Origin of the sequence: Nocardia sp. BSTN01, from assembly GCF_015354405.1 — a bacterium.
GTDB lineage: Bacteria > Actinomycetota > Actinomycetes > Mycobacteriales > Mycobacteriaceae > Nocardia.
The window spans coordinates 24,588-39,968 of record NZ_JADKYP010000045.1 but is presented as its reverse complement, the minus strand read 5'-3'; the positions used below and the strand labels follow the sequence as shown (position 1 = coordinate 39,968).

Annotated in this window: 15 protein-coding genes; 4 read left to right on the top strand and 11 right to left on the bottom strand. The window is 69.1% G+C overall.

From position 1 onward, the window contains the following. The first annotated feature begins 17 nt into the window (after window positions 1-17). The gene (locus IRT45_RS27390) at window positions 18-962 is read left to right on the top strand and encodes a zinc-binding dehydrogenase (protein WP_194808738.1); all 945 of its coding nucleotides are present in this window, start codon (window positions 18-20) and stop codon (window positions 960-962) included. 58 nt (window positions 963-1,020) lie between these two features. Here IRT45_RS27390 and IRT45_RS27385 read toward each other — a convergent pair whose 3' ends face one another. Beyond that, entirely contained in the window at window positions 1,021-1,899 is an 879-nt protein-coding gene (locus tag IRT45_RS27385; RefSeq protein ID WP_194808755.1) for a TIGR03854 family LLM class F420-dependent oxidoreductase, read from the bottom strand. A gap of 70 nt (window positions 1,900-1,969) precedes the next feature. Next, window positions 1,970-3,526, bottom strand: a complete 1,557-nt coding sequence (locus IRT45_RS27380) for an aldehyde dehydrogenase family protein (protein WP_309241178.1) — start codon at window positions 3,524-3,526, stop codon at window positions 1,970-1,972. Between the two features lie 275 nt (window positions 3,527-3,801). Between IRT45_RS27380 and IRT45_RS27375 the strand changes: the two genes are divergently transcribed. Both IRT45_RS27375 and IRT45_RS27370 read left to right on the top strand, forming a co-directional pair. Then, on the top strand, window positions 3,802-5,049 hold the full coding sequence (locus tag IRT45_RS27375; protein ID WP_194808736.1) for a CdaR family transcriptional regulator: 1,248 nt from the start codon (window positions 3,802-3,804) through the stop codon (window positions 5,047-5,049). 113 nt (window positions 5,050-5,162) lie between these two features. Continuing rightward, window positions 5,163-5,906 (top strand): dihydrodipicolinate reductase C-terminal domain-containing protein, encoded by a 744-nt coding sequence (locus IRT45_RS27370; protein ID WP_194808735.1) that lies wholly within the window; start codon window positions 5,163-5,165, stop codon window positions 5,904-5,906. On the opposite strand, the gene IRT45_RS27365 is transcribed toward IRT45_RS27370, so the two are convergent. Then, window positions 5,819-6,568, bottom strand: coding sequence for a GntR family transcriptional regulator (locus IRT45_RS27365; protein ID WP_309241174.1), 750 nt, complete (start codon window positions 6,566-6,568; stop codon window positions 5,819-5,821). The genes IRT45_RS27370 and IRT45_RS27365 overlap by 88 nt on opposite strands. A 190-nt stretch (window positions 6,569-6,758) precedes the next feature. On the opposite strand from IRT45_RS27365, the gene IRT45_RS27360 reads away from it, so the two are divergent. Further along, window positions 6,759-7,304 carry a hypothetical protein gene (locus IRT45_RS27360; RefSeq protein WP_194808734.1) on the top strand — a complete coding sequence of 182 codons (546 nt, stop codon included), beginning with the start codon at window positions 6,759-6,761 and terminating at the stop codon, window positions 7,302-7,304. 10 nt (window positions 7,305-7,314) lie between these two features. Here the strand turns inward: IRT45_RS27360 and IRT45_RS27355 are convergent, their stop codons facing one another. From IRT45_RS27355 to IRT45_RS27320, 8 genes are read right to left on the bottom strand one after another with little or no spacing between them, the layout of a single operon-like run. Further along, window positions 7,315-8,451, bottom strand: coding sequence for an LLM class flavin-dependent oxidoreductase (locus IRT45_RS27355; protein WP_194808733.1), 1,137 nt, complete (start codon window positions 8,449-8,451; stop codon window positions 7,315-7,317). 9 nt (window positions 8,452-8,460) lie between these two features. Beyond that, window positions 8,461-9,567: an acyl-CoA dehydrogenase family protein gene (locus tag IRT45_RS27350; RefSeq protein WP_194808732.1), complete on the bottom strand. Its 1,107-nt coding sequence runs from the start codon at window positions 9,565-9,567 to the stop codon at window positions 8,461-8,463. 1 nt (window position 9,568) lies between these two features. Next, on the bottom strand, window positions 9,569-10,591 hold the full coding sequence (locus IRT45_RS27345; protein ID WP_194808731.1) for a hypothetical protein: 1,023 nt from the start codon (window positions 10,589-10,591) through the stop codon (window positions 9,569-9,571). Next, window positions 10,588-11,937: a hypothetical protein gene (locus tag IRT45_RS27340; RefSeq protein WP_194808730.1), complete on the bottom strand. Its 1,350-nt coding sequence runs from the start codon at window positions 11,935-11,937 to the stop codon at window positions 10,588-10,590. Before IRT45_RS27340 ends, IRT45_RS27345 begins: the two co-directional genes overlap by 4 nt. Then, the gene (locus IRT45_RS27335; RefSeq protein ID WP_194808729.1) at window positions 11,934-12,674 is read right to left on the bottom strand and encodes a class II aldolase/adducin family protein; all 741 of its coding nucleotides are present in this window, start codon (window positions 12,672-12,674) and stop codon (window positions 11,934-11,936) included. Before IRT45_RS27335 ends, IRT45_RS27340 begins: the two co-directional genes overlap by 4 nt. A 31-nt stretch (window positions 12,675-12,705) precedes the next feature. Then, window positions 12,706-12,948 (bottom strand): phosphopantetheine-binding protein, encoded by a 243-nt coding sequence (locus IRT45_RS27330; protein WP_194808728.1) that lies wholly within the window; start codon window positions 12,946-12,948, stop codon window positions 12,706-12,708. A 14-nt stretch (window positions 12,949-12,962) separates the two neighbouring features. After that, window positions 12,963-14,390, bottom strand: a complete 1,428-nt coding sequence (locus tag IRT45_RS27325; protein ID WP_194808727.1) for a class I adenylate-forming enzyme family protein — start codon at window positions 14,388-14,390, stop codon at window positions 12,963-12,965. 22 nt (window positions 14,391-14,412) lie between these two features. Next, window positions 14,413-15,300 (bottom strand): alpha/beta fold hydrolase, encoded by an 888-nt coding sequence (locus tag IRT45_RS27320; protein ID WP_194808726.1) that lies wholly within the window; start codon window positions 15,298-15,300, stop codon window positions 14,413-14,415. Between the last annotated feature and the right edge of the window lie 81 nt (window positions 15,301-15,381).

Here is a 15,381-nt window from a genome sequence, read left to right as displayed (position 1 = left end):
AAGGAGGAGATGCGCATATGCGTGCAGCGGTGCTGCGGGAATTCGGTGGTCCGGACGCGCTGGCCGTTCGGGACGTCGACACGCCGCGTCCGGGACCGGGTGAGGTGCTGGTGCGAGTCCGGGCGTCGAGCGCGAACCCGGTGGACGGAATCATCCGCCGCGGACTGGCGAATCCGAACCTGGCGCTACCGGCCGTGATCGGCAGCGATGTCGCCGGCGAGGTGGAACAGGTCGGCGACGGAGTCACCGACGTGGCGGTCGGCGATGCCGTGTACTACACGTCGGAACTGGCCTCGGGCGGCGGCGCCTATGCCCAGTACCACGTGGCGTCCGCGGCGATCGTGGCGCCGAAACCCACGACCCTGTCGTTCGCGGAGGCCGCCGCGATTCCGCTGGCCGGCGGCACCGCATGGGAGGCGATCGTGCGCCGGCTCGCTGTGCGCCCGGGACAGACGGTGCTGGTCCACGGTGGATCCGGCGGTGTCGGCACGTTCGCGGTGCAGTTCGCCCGCGCGGCCGGCGCCACCGTGCTGGCCACCGCGGGAGCCGATCATCATGGGCTGCTGCGGGATCTCGGCGTAACCCCGATCGACTACAAGAGCGAGGATTTCGTCGAGGTCTCCCGTGCGCACACCGACGGCCTCGGCGTCGACGCGGTTCTCGACACCGTGGGTGGTGAGAATGTCGGCCGCAGTTGCGCCGCCACCCGCGGCGGCGGGCGCATCGCCACCATTCTGGGACCGGAAGGCCGGCTCGACGATCTCTACCAGCGCAACCAGACGCTCTACGGCATCTTCCTCAGCCGTGAACGCCGTCGGCTCACCGAGATGACGCCGCTGTTCGAGCGCGGCCTCGTCCACCCGCGCATCGCGAAGACGATGCCGCTCGACGACATCGTCGCGATCCACGAACAGCTCGACGAGGGGCACAACGCCGGCAAGCTCGTCGTCGACGTGCCGTGACGGCTCCCGCAGCACACCCTGTGTCCCGTGTCCCCGGCGAGGAGCCGACCGCGTGTCCTCAGTTCTGACGCGGCAGCAGTTCGGTGACAAACCGGTCCACGAATTCCGCCGATATCGTGCCGTCGGCCGGCACCACCACGAATTTGCTCAGTCCGGCCGTGAGATACCCGTCCACGAGCCGGTGCAGGTCCGCCCAGCTCCCGGCGATCACATCGCCCGGATCGGCACCCGGTCGCTGCGCACGGATCCGTGCCGCCAGTTCGGGCGGGATGCCGTTCTCCGCGAGCAACAGCGTGATGCCGAAGTGGTCGGCTTCGATCTCCCGGCCCGCCGCGGCCGCCGCCGCGTTGATCGCCGTGACTCCGGCCGCCGCCTCGGCCGGGGTCACGAAGCTGCCCAGCCAGCCGTCGCCGTATCGGCCGATGCGGCGGAAGGCGCCCGGCGCGCGACCACCGAGCCAGATGTCGAGCGGGCGGGCCGGCCGCTTTCCGACCGTCGCCGCGCGAACGGTGAAGTAGTCACCGTCGAAATCGACCTCGTCGGCGCGCAATACGTCTCGCAGCAGGCGCAGCGATTCGTCGAAGACGGCGCCGCGCGGCCCCGGCACCGGGAACAGTTCCTTCTCCCCGGGCCCCGCGGGCTGTAACCCGAACACCGGCAGCACCCGCTTCGGAGCCAGGACGGCCAGGGACGCCAGCTGCTTGGCGACGAGCACGGGATGGCGACCGGGCAGAATCGCGACCGAGGTACCGACTTTCAGACGGCTCGTGCGGGCCAGCGCGAACGCCATCCCCACCGTCGGATCGACGGCCGGCGCGAAGACCAGTTCGGAGAACCACAGCGAGTCCACCCGCGCCGCCTCGAGCCGATCCACCAGCGCCGCCAGATCGTCCGGATCGGCGGCCGCACCCGTCCCGACCCCGAACCGGATCTTCACCTCGCCATTGCTCACAACCCTGCACAACAGCCGCTGCCGGACCGATATTTCGGCCCGCAGCGGTGGACGATCAGCGCGGCCCGAAGCGCCGCCGACCCCGCGCCGATATCGCGCGCATCGCCGCCTCCATGAAGCCGAACTTGGACGGGGAGTACGGGAACCAGAGCATTTCCTTCTTCTGGGTCGGCAGCGACGGCGCGGTGATCGCCTTCGCGCGGCAGTACTTGCGCAGGCCGTTCGCGCCGCCCCAGCGGTAGCCGGTACCGGACTGTCCCCAACCACCGTGCGGGATGGTCGGATTGAACAGATTGATGACCGAATCGTTGATGTTCACCGCACCGGCCTCGAGCTCGCGCGCGATGCGTTGACCGCGGGCGCGATTTCCGGTCCACACCGACGCCGACAGCCCGAAGATCGAATCATTCGACAGCCGAACGGCTTCGGCCTCGTCGGCCACCTTCACCACCGGAATGGTGGGTCCGAAGGTTTCCTCGGTGATGCACGACATCGATTGGTCGACGTCGACGAGGACCGTCGGCTCGAAGAAAGTGCCTGTGCCGGTGGGCTTTCCACCGGTCAGCGCGGTCGCCCCGGCGGCGATCGCCTCGTCCACGTGCCGCTTCACGATCTGCATCTGGGCGGCCGTGGCGAGCGGGCCGAGATCGAAGGAGTTGCTGCGATCGTCCTGGCCCTGACGCAGCTCCTTCACGTGGGCGACCAGCTTGCCGACGAATTCGTCGTGGACCGCCGCCTCGACGTACACCCGCTCGATCGAGATACACAGCTGCCCGCCGTTGACCAGCGCGCCGTAGGCGATGCCGTAGGCGGCGCGGTCCAGATCGGCGTCCGCGAGCACGATCGCCGGATCCTTACCACCCAGCTCGAGGCTGTAGGGCGTCATCCGCTCGGCGCAGGCGACGCCGATCTTGCGGCCCGTGGGCACCGAACCGGTGAACTGCACGTAGTCGACATTGTCGATGAGGGCCGCACCCGTGGCACCGGCCCCGGAGACCACGGCGAGCACCGCCGGCGCACCGATCTCGGACCAGCCGCGCTGCAGCACCAGCGGCGTCAGCGGCGTGACCTCCGAGGGCTTGTGCAGGACCGCGGCGCCGGCCGCCAGCGCGGGCACGACGTCCGCGATGCCCATGCCGAGCGGGAAGTTCCACGGCGTGATCACACCGACGACCTGGTACGGCTGGTACACCGTGGTCAGCTGCTTCACCCGCATCAGCGGCGTATGCGGGGGCGCGGACTGGTCGGCGAGGAATTTCGCGGCGTTGCGCGCCCAGTATCCGAGTTGGTCGACGGTGAAGGCGATTTCGACTCGGGCGTCGATGCGCGGCTTGCCGGTTTCGGACTGGATGGCGTCGGCCAGTTCCTCGGCGTTGTCGATCACCCAGTCCTGCAATTTCAGCAGCCACTTCTTCCGGCCGCCCGGACCGATGGCCTCCCAGGCCGGCTGGGCCCGGCGCAGCGCCCGGGTCGCCTCGGCCACATCCTCGGCCGACGCGATCGCCACCGTTCCCACCAGCTCACCGGATGCCGGATTCCGCACTTCGATTTCGGTCGCGGGTGTCGCCGGCGCCTTTCCGTTCACACCGTCGACCCCGGGCGTGGCTTCGATCTTCGACACGTCTGCTCCTGTGCGCCATATCGCGGGCAATCGGCTCGGTCCTCGTAGCCGTGCCGTTCGGGCGAGCCTGGCATGGATGCGCGGACATCGGCTTGGATGAATCGGCCCAATTCCGGGCGCCGATCTTGGACTGAAGGCACATGCCTTCACACGGGAGTCGCAGCTTGGTAAGCTGCCTGACATTCGAAAGCGAGTCCCGCACACTCCTTTCGGCAATGGCTGCTGCGAGCCGGTTCGCATCGACACGACTCGCGGATGGGGGTGTGATGACCGGTGCGACGATCGGACGCGAGGCCCGCGCATGGCTGGACAGCCTGATCCCGGACCTACTCGATCACAAGCAACTCGAGTCGATCGTCGCCTACACCGACGGCCACATCCTGCGGGACGTGCCGGAGATGGATACGCCCGCGCTGCGCGCCAATCTGCACGCGAGCACGCTGGCCCTGGGCCGGATCATGCTGCCCAACCTCGCGACGGGCGCCACCCCCACCGAACTCCCGGACGAGGCGTACGTGCTCGCGGAGTCGATCGCGCACAACGGCATGGACCTGCGGGTCCTGCTGCGCATCTACCGTTCCGGACAGCAGGCGATGATCCGGGTCCTGACCGATCAGATCAGCCTGGCCTCCCTCGACGCCGACGCCACCCGTGAGCTGGTCCGGCACGCGGCCGGATGCGTCACCGACTGGGCAGGCACCTGCGTCGAACAACTCAGCCCGACCTTCGCCACCCAGCACGCCCCCGACCAGTCCGGCCGGTTCGCCCGCCGCCGCGAGACGGTGCGCGCGATCGTGTCCGGGTCGGTCATCGATCCCGCGGTGGCCGAACTGCGGCTCGGATATTGCCTCGACGACGTCCACCTGGCCTATCTGCTGTGGCTCGACGACGACGCGCCCGGCAGCCTCGCCGACCTCGAACGGGCCGCCCAGCGCATCGCGGCACAGCTCGACGCGCGCGGCAGTTTCGCCCTGGCGGGCGGAAGCCGCACCGTGTGGGCCTGGGCCCGCACCAACCGGTGCGCCACCCCGGAGTTGTCCGGCCTGGCCGCGACCGGTTCGATGCGACTCGCCTTCGGCCGCCCCGCGTCCGGACTGGCCGGATTTCGCCGCAGTCATCTCGAATCTCTGGCGGCGCAACGCATTCAGCGTATGCGGCGACGCACCGGCCGGATGGTGCTCTACGACTCGGTCGAACTCGACTACCTGGTCAGCCAGGACGCCGAGGCGATGCACGCCTTCGTCGAGCGCGAACTCAGTGCCCTGTCGGGGCCGGGGGCGGCGCTGGCCCGGCTCCGCGAGACCCTCGGGTGCTATCTGGAGCGGATGTGCAGTGTGGAATCCACCGCCCGCGAACTGGGGGTGCATCGCAACACCGTCCGGTACCGCCTCGAACGCATCGAACACCTACTCGGTCATCCCATCGAGGCGCGGCGCCTGGAGCTCGAGGTCGCATTGCGATGCGCGGCATCGCTGGGCATCGACGAATCCGCCGGCGACACCGGCCCCGGATAGCGATGCATCACGGAAAAGACTGTGGCACTGGATGTTCGGTCCAATAACGCGGCGCGCGGATCGGCCGACTCCGCCATGGCGCCGCCCACGCCGCGGCCGTAGCGTCGCCGCCCATGGATGTGAACACGGTCGCCATCGTGGGATCCACCGGCCGGCTCGGTAGTGCCGTCGCCCGCGAATGCGCGCGGTGCGGGCTGCCGATCGTGGCCGAGGTGTGGTCCCGCGGCCGGCGGATCGGCGTCGAGCGTCCGGATGTCGTCGTGGACGCGAGCAGCCCTGCGGCACTGGATGTTACGGCGGAACTGTGCCGGCGCACCGGTTCTCCCCTGCTGTACTGCGTCTCGAATCCCGGCAGTGAGCGGCTGCGCCTGCTGCGCGAACTGAGCGCCGAGATTCCCGTCGCCCTGGCCACGAATCTCAGTCCGCTGCACTGGATTCAGATGCGGACGGCGGCGTTGGCGGCGCAGCTGGCGGGGGCGATCAGCGACGATATGGAGACGACGATCCTCGATCGTCACCCCACCACCAAACGCGATGCCCCGTCCGGAACCGCACGCCTGCTCCGGGAGACGATGGGCGGGCACGCCGACATCACCTCCGTGCGGTATGGACCGATGGTCAGCGACCATCACGTCGTCTTCACCGCGGGCCCGGAAACGTTGGAGCTCAACCATTCCGTGCGCGACATCCGGGCGGCGGCACTGGGGGCCTTGCGGCTGGCCGGGGAGTTGGTGCGGCTGCCCGCGGGCTGGTTCACCGCCGCACAACTCTACGAACGCATCGCCGAGCGGCCGTCCCCGGAATCGGCGCCCGACTCGTCGGCGGCCTCCCCCCACATCCCGACCCGATCCAGATGAGCGAGCAGGCGCTGAGCCGCGTCGGCGAACAGCACCCGCGTCTCGGCGTCGATTTCGTCCATATCGGCGCGCCGTATCGCGGCGACCAGCCGCTCGTGACTGGCGACGGCGAACTCACCCCAGGAACGATCGGCCGAATACAGGCGATGCGGTGCGTACCAGCCCATCTTCAATTGGAACGACGCCAGTTTCGGCGCGCGCGCCAGATGGTTGAGTTCGCGGTGGAAGGCGAACTCGGCATCGGAGATCGCCTCGGCATCACCGCCGGCGACCGCCGCGCGCAACGAGCCGATCCGGTCGTCGAGCCGTTGTGACACCTCCGGAGTGAGCCGGCGCGCCGCGCGGCGGGCCAATTCGTTCGCGATCTGCCGCTGCAGCCAGAACACATCCATGACGTCGTCGCGGCTGAGTTCGCTGACGACGAAGCCGCGGCGCGCGCCGGGTTCGACGAAACCCTCGCCGCGCAGGGTCAGCAGCGCGTCGCGCAACGGTGTGATGCTGACGTCGAGTTCGGCAGCGGTGTCCTCCAGGTGGATCGCGTCCCCGGGGCGCAGCGTGCCCGCCATGATCCGGGCCCTGAGTTCGTGAGCGACCTGGTCGGAGAGCTGGGATCGCTGCCTGCGGGACCTGCCCGGCGAGCCCTCACTGCGTACTGCCGCCACCCACCGTTCTCCTGTCCGGTTCCACCGCTCGTCCGACAACTGCCTTCAGCCTAGAGACCGGGGCATGCGGTCTTCGTTACCGGCGGTGCTGGATAGTTCGTCCAGCGGACCGGACGCCGGTTCGTTCACAAGCGACGAGCGGGGCACGGCCGGGGGCTTCGAGAATGGCTGTGATTCGAAGGAGGGAACGATGCCCACCGCGTCGGCAGACCACCATGAACTCACCGCGTTCCGCATTCGTCGCCGTACCGCCGGAACCGGTGACGCCGGGGACCGGATCAGACGTTATCTCGCGCACGAACGCGCGGCCGGTTGGCCCCGGCCGCTGGCGCAGGGGGCCGAATGGTGTGAACTACTGGACGAATTCGCCTCCGGCCCCGAGTTGGCCGATGTCCAGACCAGAGCCTGCTGGATGGGCGGGTACTGGTCCGTCATCGGCACCAAACTGCTCGGCGTCCGCAGGCACGCACCCCGCTGGGGCCTGCTGCTGGCACGCACCGATCCGGCCGCGACCGGATACGACGGCCTCACCTGCTTCATCTGCGATATGACGGCACCCGGCGTGGCCGTCGCCAAGGCCAGGGCCACCCCTCGGGCCGATGTGGACACCGTCCTTCTCGACCGCGTGGAACTTCCGCGCGACTATTGCCTCGGCGGGGTCGGCGACGGCTGGCGCGTACTGCAGGCGATCGGCCGCGACGGCGGTGGCCCCTCCCGCCTGGCGGGAGGAGCCTGACCGCCGCCGATCAGACGCCGACGGGCGCGTTCGCCATGGCTGCCCGCAACTCGGCGCGCCGAGCGGATCCGGCGGTGGCCGCTGCCAGGGATTTCTCGACACCCGCGTGCCAGCCGCGCAGTGCCGGTGCCACCTCGCGAGCGAAGGCGCGCAGACTACGTTCCAGCAGCGGGTTCGGCACCCACCCCGGCACGAACAGGATCAGGGTGTCGAGACCGCCCAGCCGCGTCGACAATTCGGTGATCCGCTCGACACAGCTCTGCGGCGGCCCGACGATGAAGGCCCCGGCGTCGATCAACGCCTCGAGTGCGGACCGGCCCGCGCTCTCCGATCCGGGCACCGGCATGCCGAGCGTGCCCCGGTACAGCTCGAGGCGCTGCCGCATCCAGCCCTCGAAGATCTCGTCGATACCGCTTTCGCGCGAGTCGCTCACGTGCACGAAGACATTCAGGCGGATCGGCCCCGCCGCGCGTTCTCGCAGCACCGACAGTCGCTGTGCCAGTTGACCGATCGGATCGCCGACCATACCGGCCCGCAGCGCACCCCACGGCGGCGTCAGATTCACCAGCGGGTGCGTGCCGGTGCCGGCCAGCTGTTCGATCGCGGGGTCGCCGAGCGAACTCGCCACGACGACCTCGACGGGTTCGCGATACGGCCGCAGCTGCAACTGGGCCTCTCGTGCGGTGAACCATGGTGTGTGCACGTCGACCGTCTCGCCGCGCACCAGCGCCGTCACCGTTTCCAGTGCCGCGGCGAAGTGCGGCCGCACCTGCGCCGGGTCCACGCCGATCATCTCCATGTCCTGCACGAAGGCTCCCGGGCCGCAGCCGAGCAGCGCACGTCCGCGAGTGAGGTTGTCCAGCAGCAGGATTCGTTCGGCCACGTGCACGGGGTGGTGGTACGGCAGCGGCACGACCCCGGTTCCCAGGCGGATGGCGCGGGTTTCCCGGGCGAGCGCCGCGATCAGCAGGTCGGGCGCCGTCAAGGTGCCCCACCCACCGGCGTGGTGCTCGCCGATCCAGATCTCGTCGAAACCGAGATCCTCCGCCAGCAACACCAGGTCGATATCGTCGCCGAGCGAGTGGAAGGGGTCCTGCCGGGGCGGATGGAATGGCAGGGTGAAACATCCGAAAGAGGTGGGCAGCACCGTTGGCTCCTAACGTAATTGCGCCGCGATGGCGATCTTCTGGATTTGCGGCGTGCCCTGAACCACTTCCAGCAGATGCGCTTCGGAAGCCCACCGCAGGACCGGTTCGGCCGCGTCGAAGGCCCGCGAGCCGAGGGTGCCGATGGCGGTGTCGGTGGCCCGCCGGGCCGTGCGGGTCGCGTGCAGTTTCGCCTGGGCGGCAAGCACTTGCGCGTCCGGACGTTGATCTTCGACCGCGGCGCACGCCGCCCGTAGCAGCGCCGCGCTCGCCGCGATATCGGTGCTGATCTCGGCGAGCGGAAACGCGACGCCCTGGAAATCGATGATCGGACTGCCGAATTGGTGGTGTTCGGCCGCATAGGCGCCGGCCCGGCCCATCGCTGCGCGAGCCAGGCCGACCGCGCAGGAGGCCACCCCCAACCGGCCCTGGGTGAACAGGCTCTCGCCGGCGAGCATGCCGCGGTTCACCCGGCCCACCACGCTGTCGGCCGGCAGCGTGACCGAGTCGAAGCGGATATCACCGGACGGGAGGCTGCCGGCGCCGGTCGTTTTCGGGCGGTGCGTGACCGTGATACCGGGCGCATGCGCGTCCACGAGAAAGCAGGTGATCCCGCGCAGACCGCGATCGGCGGTTTTGGCGTAGACGAACAGCAGGTCGGCGATCTGGGCGTGGCCGATCCACTGTTTGGTGCCGTCGAGGACGTAGTCGCCGTCGTCGGTGCGCCGGGCCGAGGTCCGCATCGCCGCCAGATCCGAGCCCGCCCCCGCCTCGTTGAAGCAGTTCGAGGCGATCAGCCGGCCGCGGCACATGGCCTCGAGATAGCGTGAATGCTGGTCGGGCGAGCCCGATTCGGCGAAGGCGCAGATCGACAGCACCTGGTAGTGAATGGATTCCGCCAGGCCGACCCAGCGCTGCGCGAGGTCGGAGATCGCCGAGCAGAAGGCCCAGCGGTCGCCGGACCCCGGCGCACCGGCGATGACGAGTTCGGCAAGCCCGGTGTCGAGCAGCGCGCGGAAGAGTTCGCCCGGGTGGGCCCCGGCGGCTTCCTGGGCGGCGACCTCCTCCGGGTTCAGCGTATCGGCGATGGTGGTGAAGGCCTCGCGGTCGAAGCCCACCTCAGCGCCCCGCTTCGACGAGCCCGGCGCGAGCCCGGAAGAGCCCGGCGAGCACCTGGGGCGAGATCTCGACATCGAGCGCGCCACCGGTGGACGCACCACCACCGACGAACTCCTTCGATACGGTGAAACATGAACCGTAGGAGCGGATTTCGGCATCGCACAACTCTTCCAAGCCGAGGCACGACCCGGTGGACTCGACGTAGTCGGGCGCCGCCATCCGCAGGGCGTCGAAGGCCGCGGCCAGCACCTGGCCCAGGGTGACGGTCCGCGCATTGGTCACGTGGACGACCGGGGCGCCGGCCCCGGAATCGCGGGAGGCGGTGACGATCGCGGCGACCGCCGCATCGACCGGAACCAGATTCAGCTCGAGTGCGGGATCGAGCGCGATCGCCATGGCGCGCATGCTCATCAGCGAGCCGACCAGGGCTTCCACCCCGTGCTTGGTGCGGGCGATCGCGTCCAGCAGACCGTAGAACGGCGAGGTGCCCACGGCCTCGAAGGTGCGGCTGTGACCGGTCACGATGCCGGTCCGCCAGATGCGGCTCGTCAGCGCCGACGCACCCGCGAGCTGTTCGATCGTGATCTGGCTGCGTTCGAATTCGTTACCCGACCCGGACACATAGGCCGTGCCGAGCAGTTCGAACCGGGCCACTCCGGCCGCCTCGGCGGCGGCGAGCAGCGCGCGGGCCGCCTCGACGTCGACGGCGACATTCCCGCCGGGCAGTTCCTCCTCGACGACCACACGCTGCGGGCAGTGCCAGACCTCGCCGATCGTCCCGGAGGCGAGCGCGGCCTGTGCGCTCTCGGCGATATGCAGCCGTTCCGCGTGGCGATCGAGGAAACCGTCGCCGTTCTCGCCGTCGTATCCGTATGCGCTCGCGGCGGCCCGCAACACCGTCGCGACGTCACCGGTATGCGGTGCGGCCGCGGCATGGACGGGCCGATCCGTGCTGTCCAGCAGTTCCAGAATCAATGCGGCTCCGAGCAATTCGGTGGCGCCGTCGACCAGATATCCGGTCACGATGTTCTCCTCAGCGTGTCGTTCTTCGTCGTCAGTTGATTCGCGGTGCCCAAGGCGATCGCCATCAGCGGCGTGATGGTGTGGCCGAACACCGTCGACAGCCGTTCGTCGTCGAATCCGCCGACCACCGTGTGCCCCACCTCCGCGCGCACGGCGAGCAGTTGCAGCGTGGCGGTGAGCAGGCCGATCTGCAGCAGACAGGTGCGAAACATCGCGACGGCGTCTTCCGCACTGTCCGAACGCATTCCGGCGATCAGGAACAGATCGGCGTCGGCCATCAGCGCCTGGCCGCCGAACAGGTCCGCCACGGCCGAATCGGAGAGGTGGCCGATGCCGGCGACTCGCACCGGCTCCGGCACCGCCCGCCGGACGGCGGCCGTCCGGGCCCGCTCATCGCGTACGGCGACACCGACGACGATGCTGTCACGCAATCGTTGCGGCCAGTCCGTCAGCGCCGCGCCGATCGCGCGGAACAGCGGTGCGCAGCGTTCGTAGTCCAACTGCCCTCGCCGCAGGCCCCGGGCCGAACGGCGCCGGGCCAGCAGATCCTGAAGATCGGCCGGGACCTCGGCGGCGGCCGCCACGGGCACCAGGCAATCGTGCGGCGACTCGGCCACCCGCATGGCTCGGTCGAGCCGGATCGTCCGCTCCAATTCCGCTGCCAGCATGGGTGATTGCTGCCAGACGGCCGGCCCGGTGACGATATCGGGGTGCTGCTCGACATCACCGGCCGCCGCCGTGGCGCAGTCCACGACCGCCGCGCAGGCGACGATCTCGCTGTCGGGCAGGGCGAGCGATTCGTGGATCTGCGCCAGCGACCAGTTGTCCGGATAGCTCACCGTGCGCCGCTCGGCGCCGCACACCTGGGCGAGGGTGCCCATCACGATCCCCGCGTCGAGCAGGCAGTAGCGGTAGCCGCGAAATCCGTAGCGTTGCAAGGTCCGCCACAGCGTGCTGGTCACCACGACGATGGCCTGATCGTCGCGGGCGGCGCAGACGGCGGTCACGATATCGCGGTCGATGCGGGCCAGTTCCCGGAAGAGCCGGCGGTGGAAGTCGTAGGCGAGTGCCGTCCAGTGCCCCTCCAGGGCGACGACGCAGACCACCTCGGTCGGATACAACCCGCCCGCGGAGGGCGCGCGGCGGCGGATCCGGCCGCCCTCGGAGGTCGTGCAGCCGTATCCGGATTCCAGCAGTCGCTGCAGCGTCCGCAGCCGGTCGTCACCGGGCGTGCGCACGGCCGGCCCGCGCAACGACGCCGACCGCACCCGCCCGAAGACGGGCCGGACCTTGGAGGCGGAACTGTCGAGCTGTTGCCGGCGCAGCACCCGTTCCATGCGGATCACGGCGCCACCACCCAGTCCCGCACGTGCGGGTGGCGCTGTTCCATCGCCCGCACCCCGTAATCCCAGTAGCTCTTCACCGCGATATCGCTGTAGATGTAGTCGTTTTTCGCGTCGATGTCGCTGCCGGTCGAGCTGAAGAACTTCACCCCGGTGGCCAGGGCCTTCAGTTGCAGTTCACAGGCGCGTTCCAGCAGTTGCGCGGCGACCACGGCATGGCGCAGCGTGCGCCCCACGATCACGCCGCCGTGGTTGCGCAGGAAGGCCGCCGGGGCGGTGCCCAGCGCCTGCGCGACGGCCCGGCCGGTCTCGATGTCGAGAATGGTGTTGCTGGTCGACGTGAATCGGGGGCAGCGGTCGACGAACGGCGCGGCGTCATGCGAGAGTGCGGCCAACTCCACATCCAGAGCGCCGAAGACCAAGGTGTTGGGCGCGTGGCTGTGCACGATCGCGTTCACGTCCGGCCGGGCGCGGTAGATCGCCTGGTGCAGGGGAAGTTCCGGCGGCGCCATGCGATGCACCGGCCGTTGCGGATCGACGTCGGCGAGGATCATGTCCGTCGGCGTCGCCTCGCTGAAGCCGCACAGCGCGCTCTTGATCAAGAAATGGTCGGTGCGGGGCAGGCGGGCCGATATCTGGCCCTGATTGAAGTCGTCGTGCCCGGTATCCGACAACTGCAGACTGCCGAGGGCGAGATTGACCGCCAGCCGCTGTTGCGCGGGCGTTGCGCTCGATGTCATGGCGATTCCTGATTTCGGCTCGGTGGGCGGGTCAGGCCGGGATGCCCAGCTTGTCCGCGATGTGGTCGCACATCACCTGCACGTCGCTCATGACCGCCTCGTCGACATCGTCGTCCCACTCGATGCCGAACTCGTCCTCGACGGCCACCAGAATGCGCAGGGTCGCCAGCGAATTGAGTCCCAGGCGGCGCAGCGATTCGGGGCCGCCCTGAATATCCGACTCGTCGATCTGCCCACCCGACTCCTTGACGATCAGGGATTTGAGAGTGCTCATGATCTCTGCGTGGTTCATCGCGAAGCTGTTCCTATCGCTGCCAGTCCGGCGGACATGATCTTGCCCGCGGAGGATCGGGGCAACACCGGCACGATCGACCAGCGCTGCGGAAACTTGAAGGGGGCCAGGTATTTCCGGCAGTGCTCGACCAGCTCGTCGCGCGTCACGGCGGCGGATTCCACATACGCGCACAGCACGGTGTCCGATCCGGCGCCCTCCCCGCGGACCAGGGCGCCGGTGACGGCGGGATGGCGCTGCAGCACCTCCGAAATCTCGCCGGGATCGATCTTGCGTCCGGCCATGTTGACGATCCGGTCGGCGCGGCCGGTGACGAAAAGGTCGCCGTCGGCGAGGTATCCGAGATCCTGGGTGCGGAAGTAGCCGTCGGCGTCGAGATGGCTGCCGAATTCCGGCGGCCGGGGATCGAGGTACCGGGTGGCCATCGACCGCGTCCGGACCGCGATACGCGCGGACGGGTCGTCCGCGCCGCCGGTCCGGTGGGTGGCGATGTCCACCCCGGGCAGCGCCCGGCCCAGCGCTCCCGCGGTCCGGCCGTCGTTGAAGGTCACCGGGCCGACTTCGGCCAGCCCGTAGTAGTTGCACACCGGCCGTCCCACCGCCTCGGACCACCGGCGCTCGACATCGGCCGACAGCGGTGCGGCCGAGCTCACCAGCAGGCGTAGCGAGGTGAGCGCGCTGAGATCGCGTTTCGCGAGCACCTCGTAGATGAACGGAAATGCCACCAGCACCGACGGCGCCGCGTCACGCAGCGCGCTGCGCAGCTGTGAGGGAATCGGGCTCACGCCGGGCAGGATCAGGGTGGCGCCCGAGGCGAAGACCGGTAGTAACGACGTGTTGAAGGCGAGCCCGTTGTTGAGCGAGGCGAAACACATCACCGAGTCGTCGGCGTCGAGCCCGGTCGCGGTGCGCCATGCCGTCGCGGCATTGATCATGGCGGCACTGCCGAATCCCAGACAGCGCGGCGCGCCGGAACTGCCGGAGGTGAAGCGGCCGAAGTCGATGTCGGTCAGATCGTGTGTGGCACAGTCGTTCTCGCCGGCACCGGGCCGCACCGTACGGATCGCACCGCCCCGGCAACGGTAGCCGGGCAGGTTGTCACCGTGCCGTCCCGAGATCACGACGGACGCGCCGGTGCGGCCGGCGGTGTCCTCGATCTCGCGTTCGCTCCACGCCGGATCGCCGATCAACGGGACCAGGCCCGACCGCAGGGCGCCCAGCAGGAATGCCACGTCGTCGGGCGTATTACCGGGCAGGAGCAGAAACGGCGGACGCGGCACGACGCGGTGCAGCCAGGCCGCCGCGTCGCGAGCCGCCGCATCCAGATCGCGATAGCTGTATCCGCCCGAGACGCCGTCGCCGACCGCCGTGCGGTCACCGAAATCGGCGGCCCACCCGGTCAGGAGGGTGTCGAAAGTAGTCATAATTCGACCTCGGCCGCGACGGTCAGCGGGCGAGTGTCGCGCGGACGAACCGGTCGATCGAGGCCTCGAATTCGGCGGTGGCCTCGAAGTACGGCGCGTGGCCCGAATTCGGGATCACCTCCACTTCGGCATCGGGCATGATGGCCGCCACCTCGCCCATCATCGCCGCGGAGGTCTGGAAGTCGTTCTCGCCGGCGGAAAGCAGGACCGGACAGGCGATCTGGCGCAGGCGGTCCGGTTCGTCACTGACCGTCAGCGACGTCTTCAGGTTGGTGATCAACTGCTGCTGCGAACTCAACGCGATGAATCGTTCCTTCAGCGCGAGATAGGCGGGCGAGCCACCGAATTCGACGGTGTGGTGCGAGTAGATGAGTGGATACATCTCGTTGAACAGCGCCGTCGGGCCGACGTTCGTCACCGTCGACAGCCACGCCTGGATCAGCCGGCGCCGCCGCCGGCCGCCGATCGCGTTGAAGACCGGGCCGTACAGCGCGAGCCCGCCGACCTCGTCCGGATAGGCCAGGGCGTACTCCCGGGCCAGCAGCGTCGAGTCCGACGAGGCGACCAGATAGGGCCGCTCGACCCCGAGGTGGGTGAGTACGGCGCGCAGGTCGTGGATGTGCCGCTCGAAGTCCACCACCCCGTCGACCTGCGTCGACGCCCCCTTGTTGCGCATGTCGTAGGAGACGACGGAGTACTTGGTCGCGAGCTCGGCGCTGAAGTTGCGCCACAGGGGGGCGATCAGGAAGAGGTTCGGGATGAGCACGATCGTCGTCGGCGATTCGATGCCGTAGCGCTCGTAGTAGATGTGCACGCCGTCCTCGGTCTCCAGCCTGCTGCCGGCGATATATCCGAGGTCGTAGGCGTCGATCTTCTCCGCGGTGACCGCTTCGACCATCAGCTTCTCCATTCTGGAACACGATGCTACAAATAACTTATAAGTAGGAGAGACTTCCGGAATGCTACTGACGCCCCGGCGGGCGTGCAACCC

Excerpts from the sequence above, each read along its gene's own strand:
- IRT45_RS27360 (WP_194808734.1), top strand. The coding sequence starts at position 6,759 with ATGCCCACCGCGTCGGCAGACCACCATGAACTCACCGCGTTCCGCATT.
- IRT45_RS27375 (WP_194808736.1), top strand. The coding sequence starts at position 3,802 with ATGACCGGTGCGACGATCGGACGCGAGGCCCGCGCATGGCTGGACAGC.
- IRT45_RS27325 (WP_194808727.1), bottom strand. The coding sequence starts at position 14,390 with ATGACTACTTTCGACACCCTCCTGACCGGGTGGGCCGCCGATTTCGGT.
- IRT45_RS27370 (WP_194808735.1), top strand. The coding sequence starts at position 5,163 with ATGGATGTGAACACGGTCGCCATCGTGGGATCCACCGGCCGGCTCGGT.
- IRT45_RS27335 (WP_194808729.1), bottom strand. The coding sequence starts at position 12,674 with ATGACATCGAGCGCAACGCCCGCGCAACAGCGGCTGGCGGTCAATCTC.
- IRT45_RS27330 (WP_194808728.1), bottom strand. The coding sequence starts at position 12,948 with ATGAGCACTCTCAAATCCCTGATCGTCAAGGAGTCGGGTGGGCAGATC.
- IRT45_RS27320 (WP_194808726.1), bottom strand. The coding sequence starts at position 15,300 with ATGGAGAAGCTGATGGTCGAAGCGGTCACCGCGGAGAAGATCGACGCC.
- IRT45_RS27390 (WP_194808738.1), top strand. The coding sequence starts at position 18 with ATGCGTGCAGCGGTGCTGCGGGAATTCGGTGGTCCGGACGCGCTGGCC.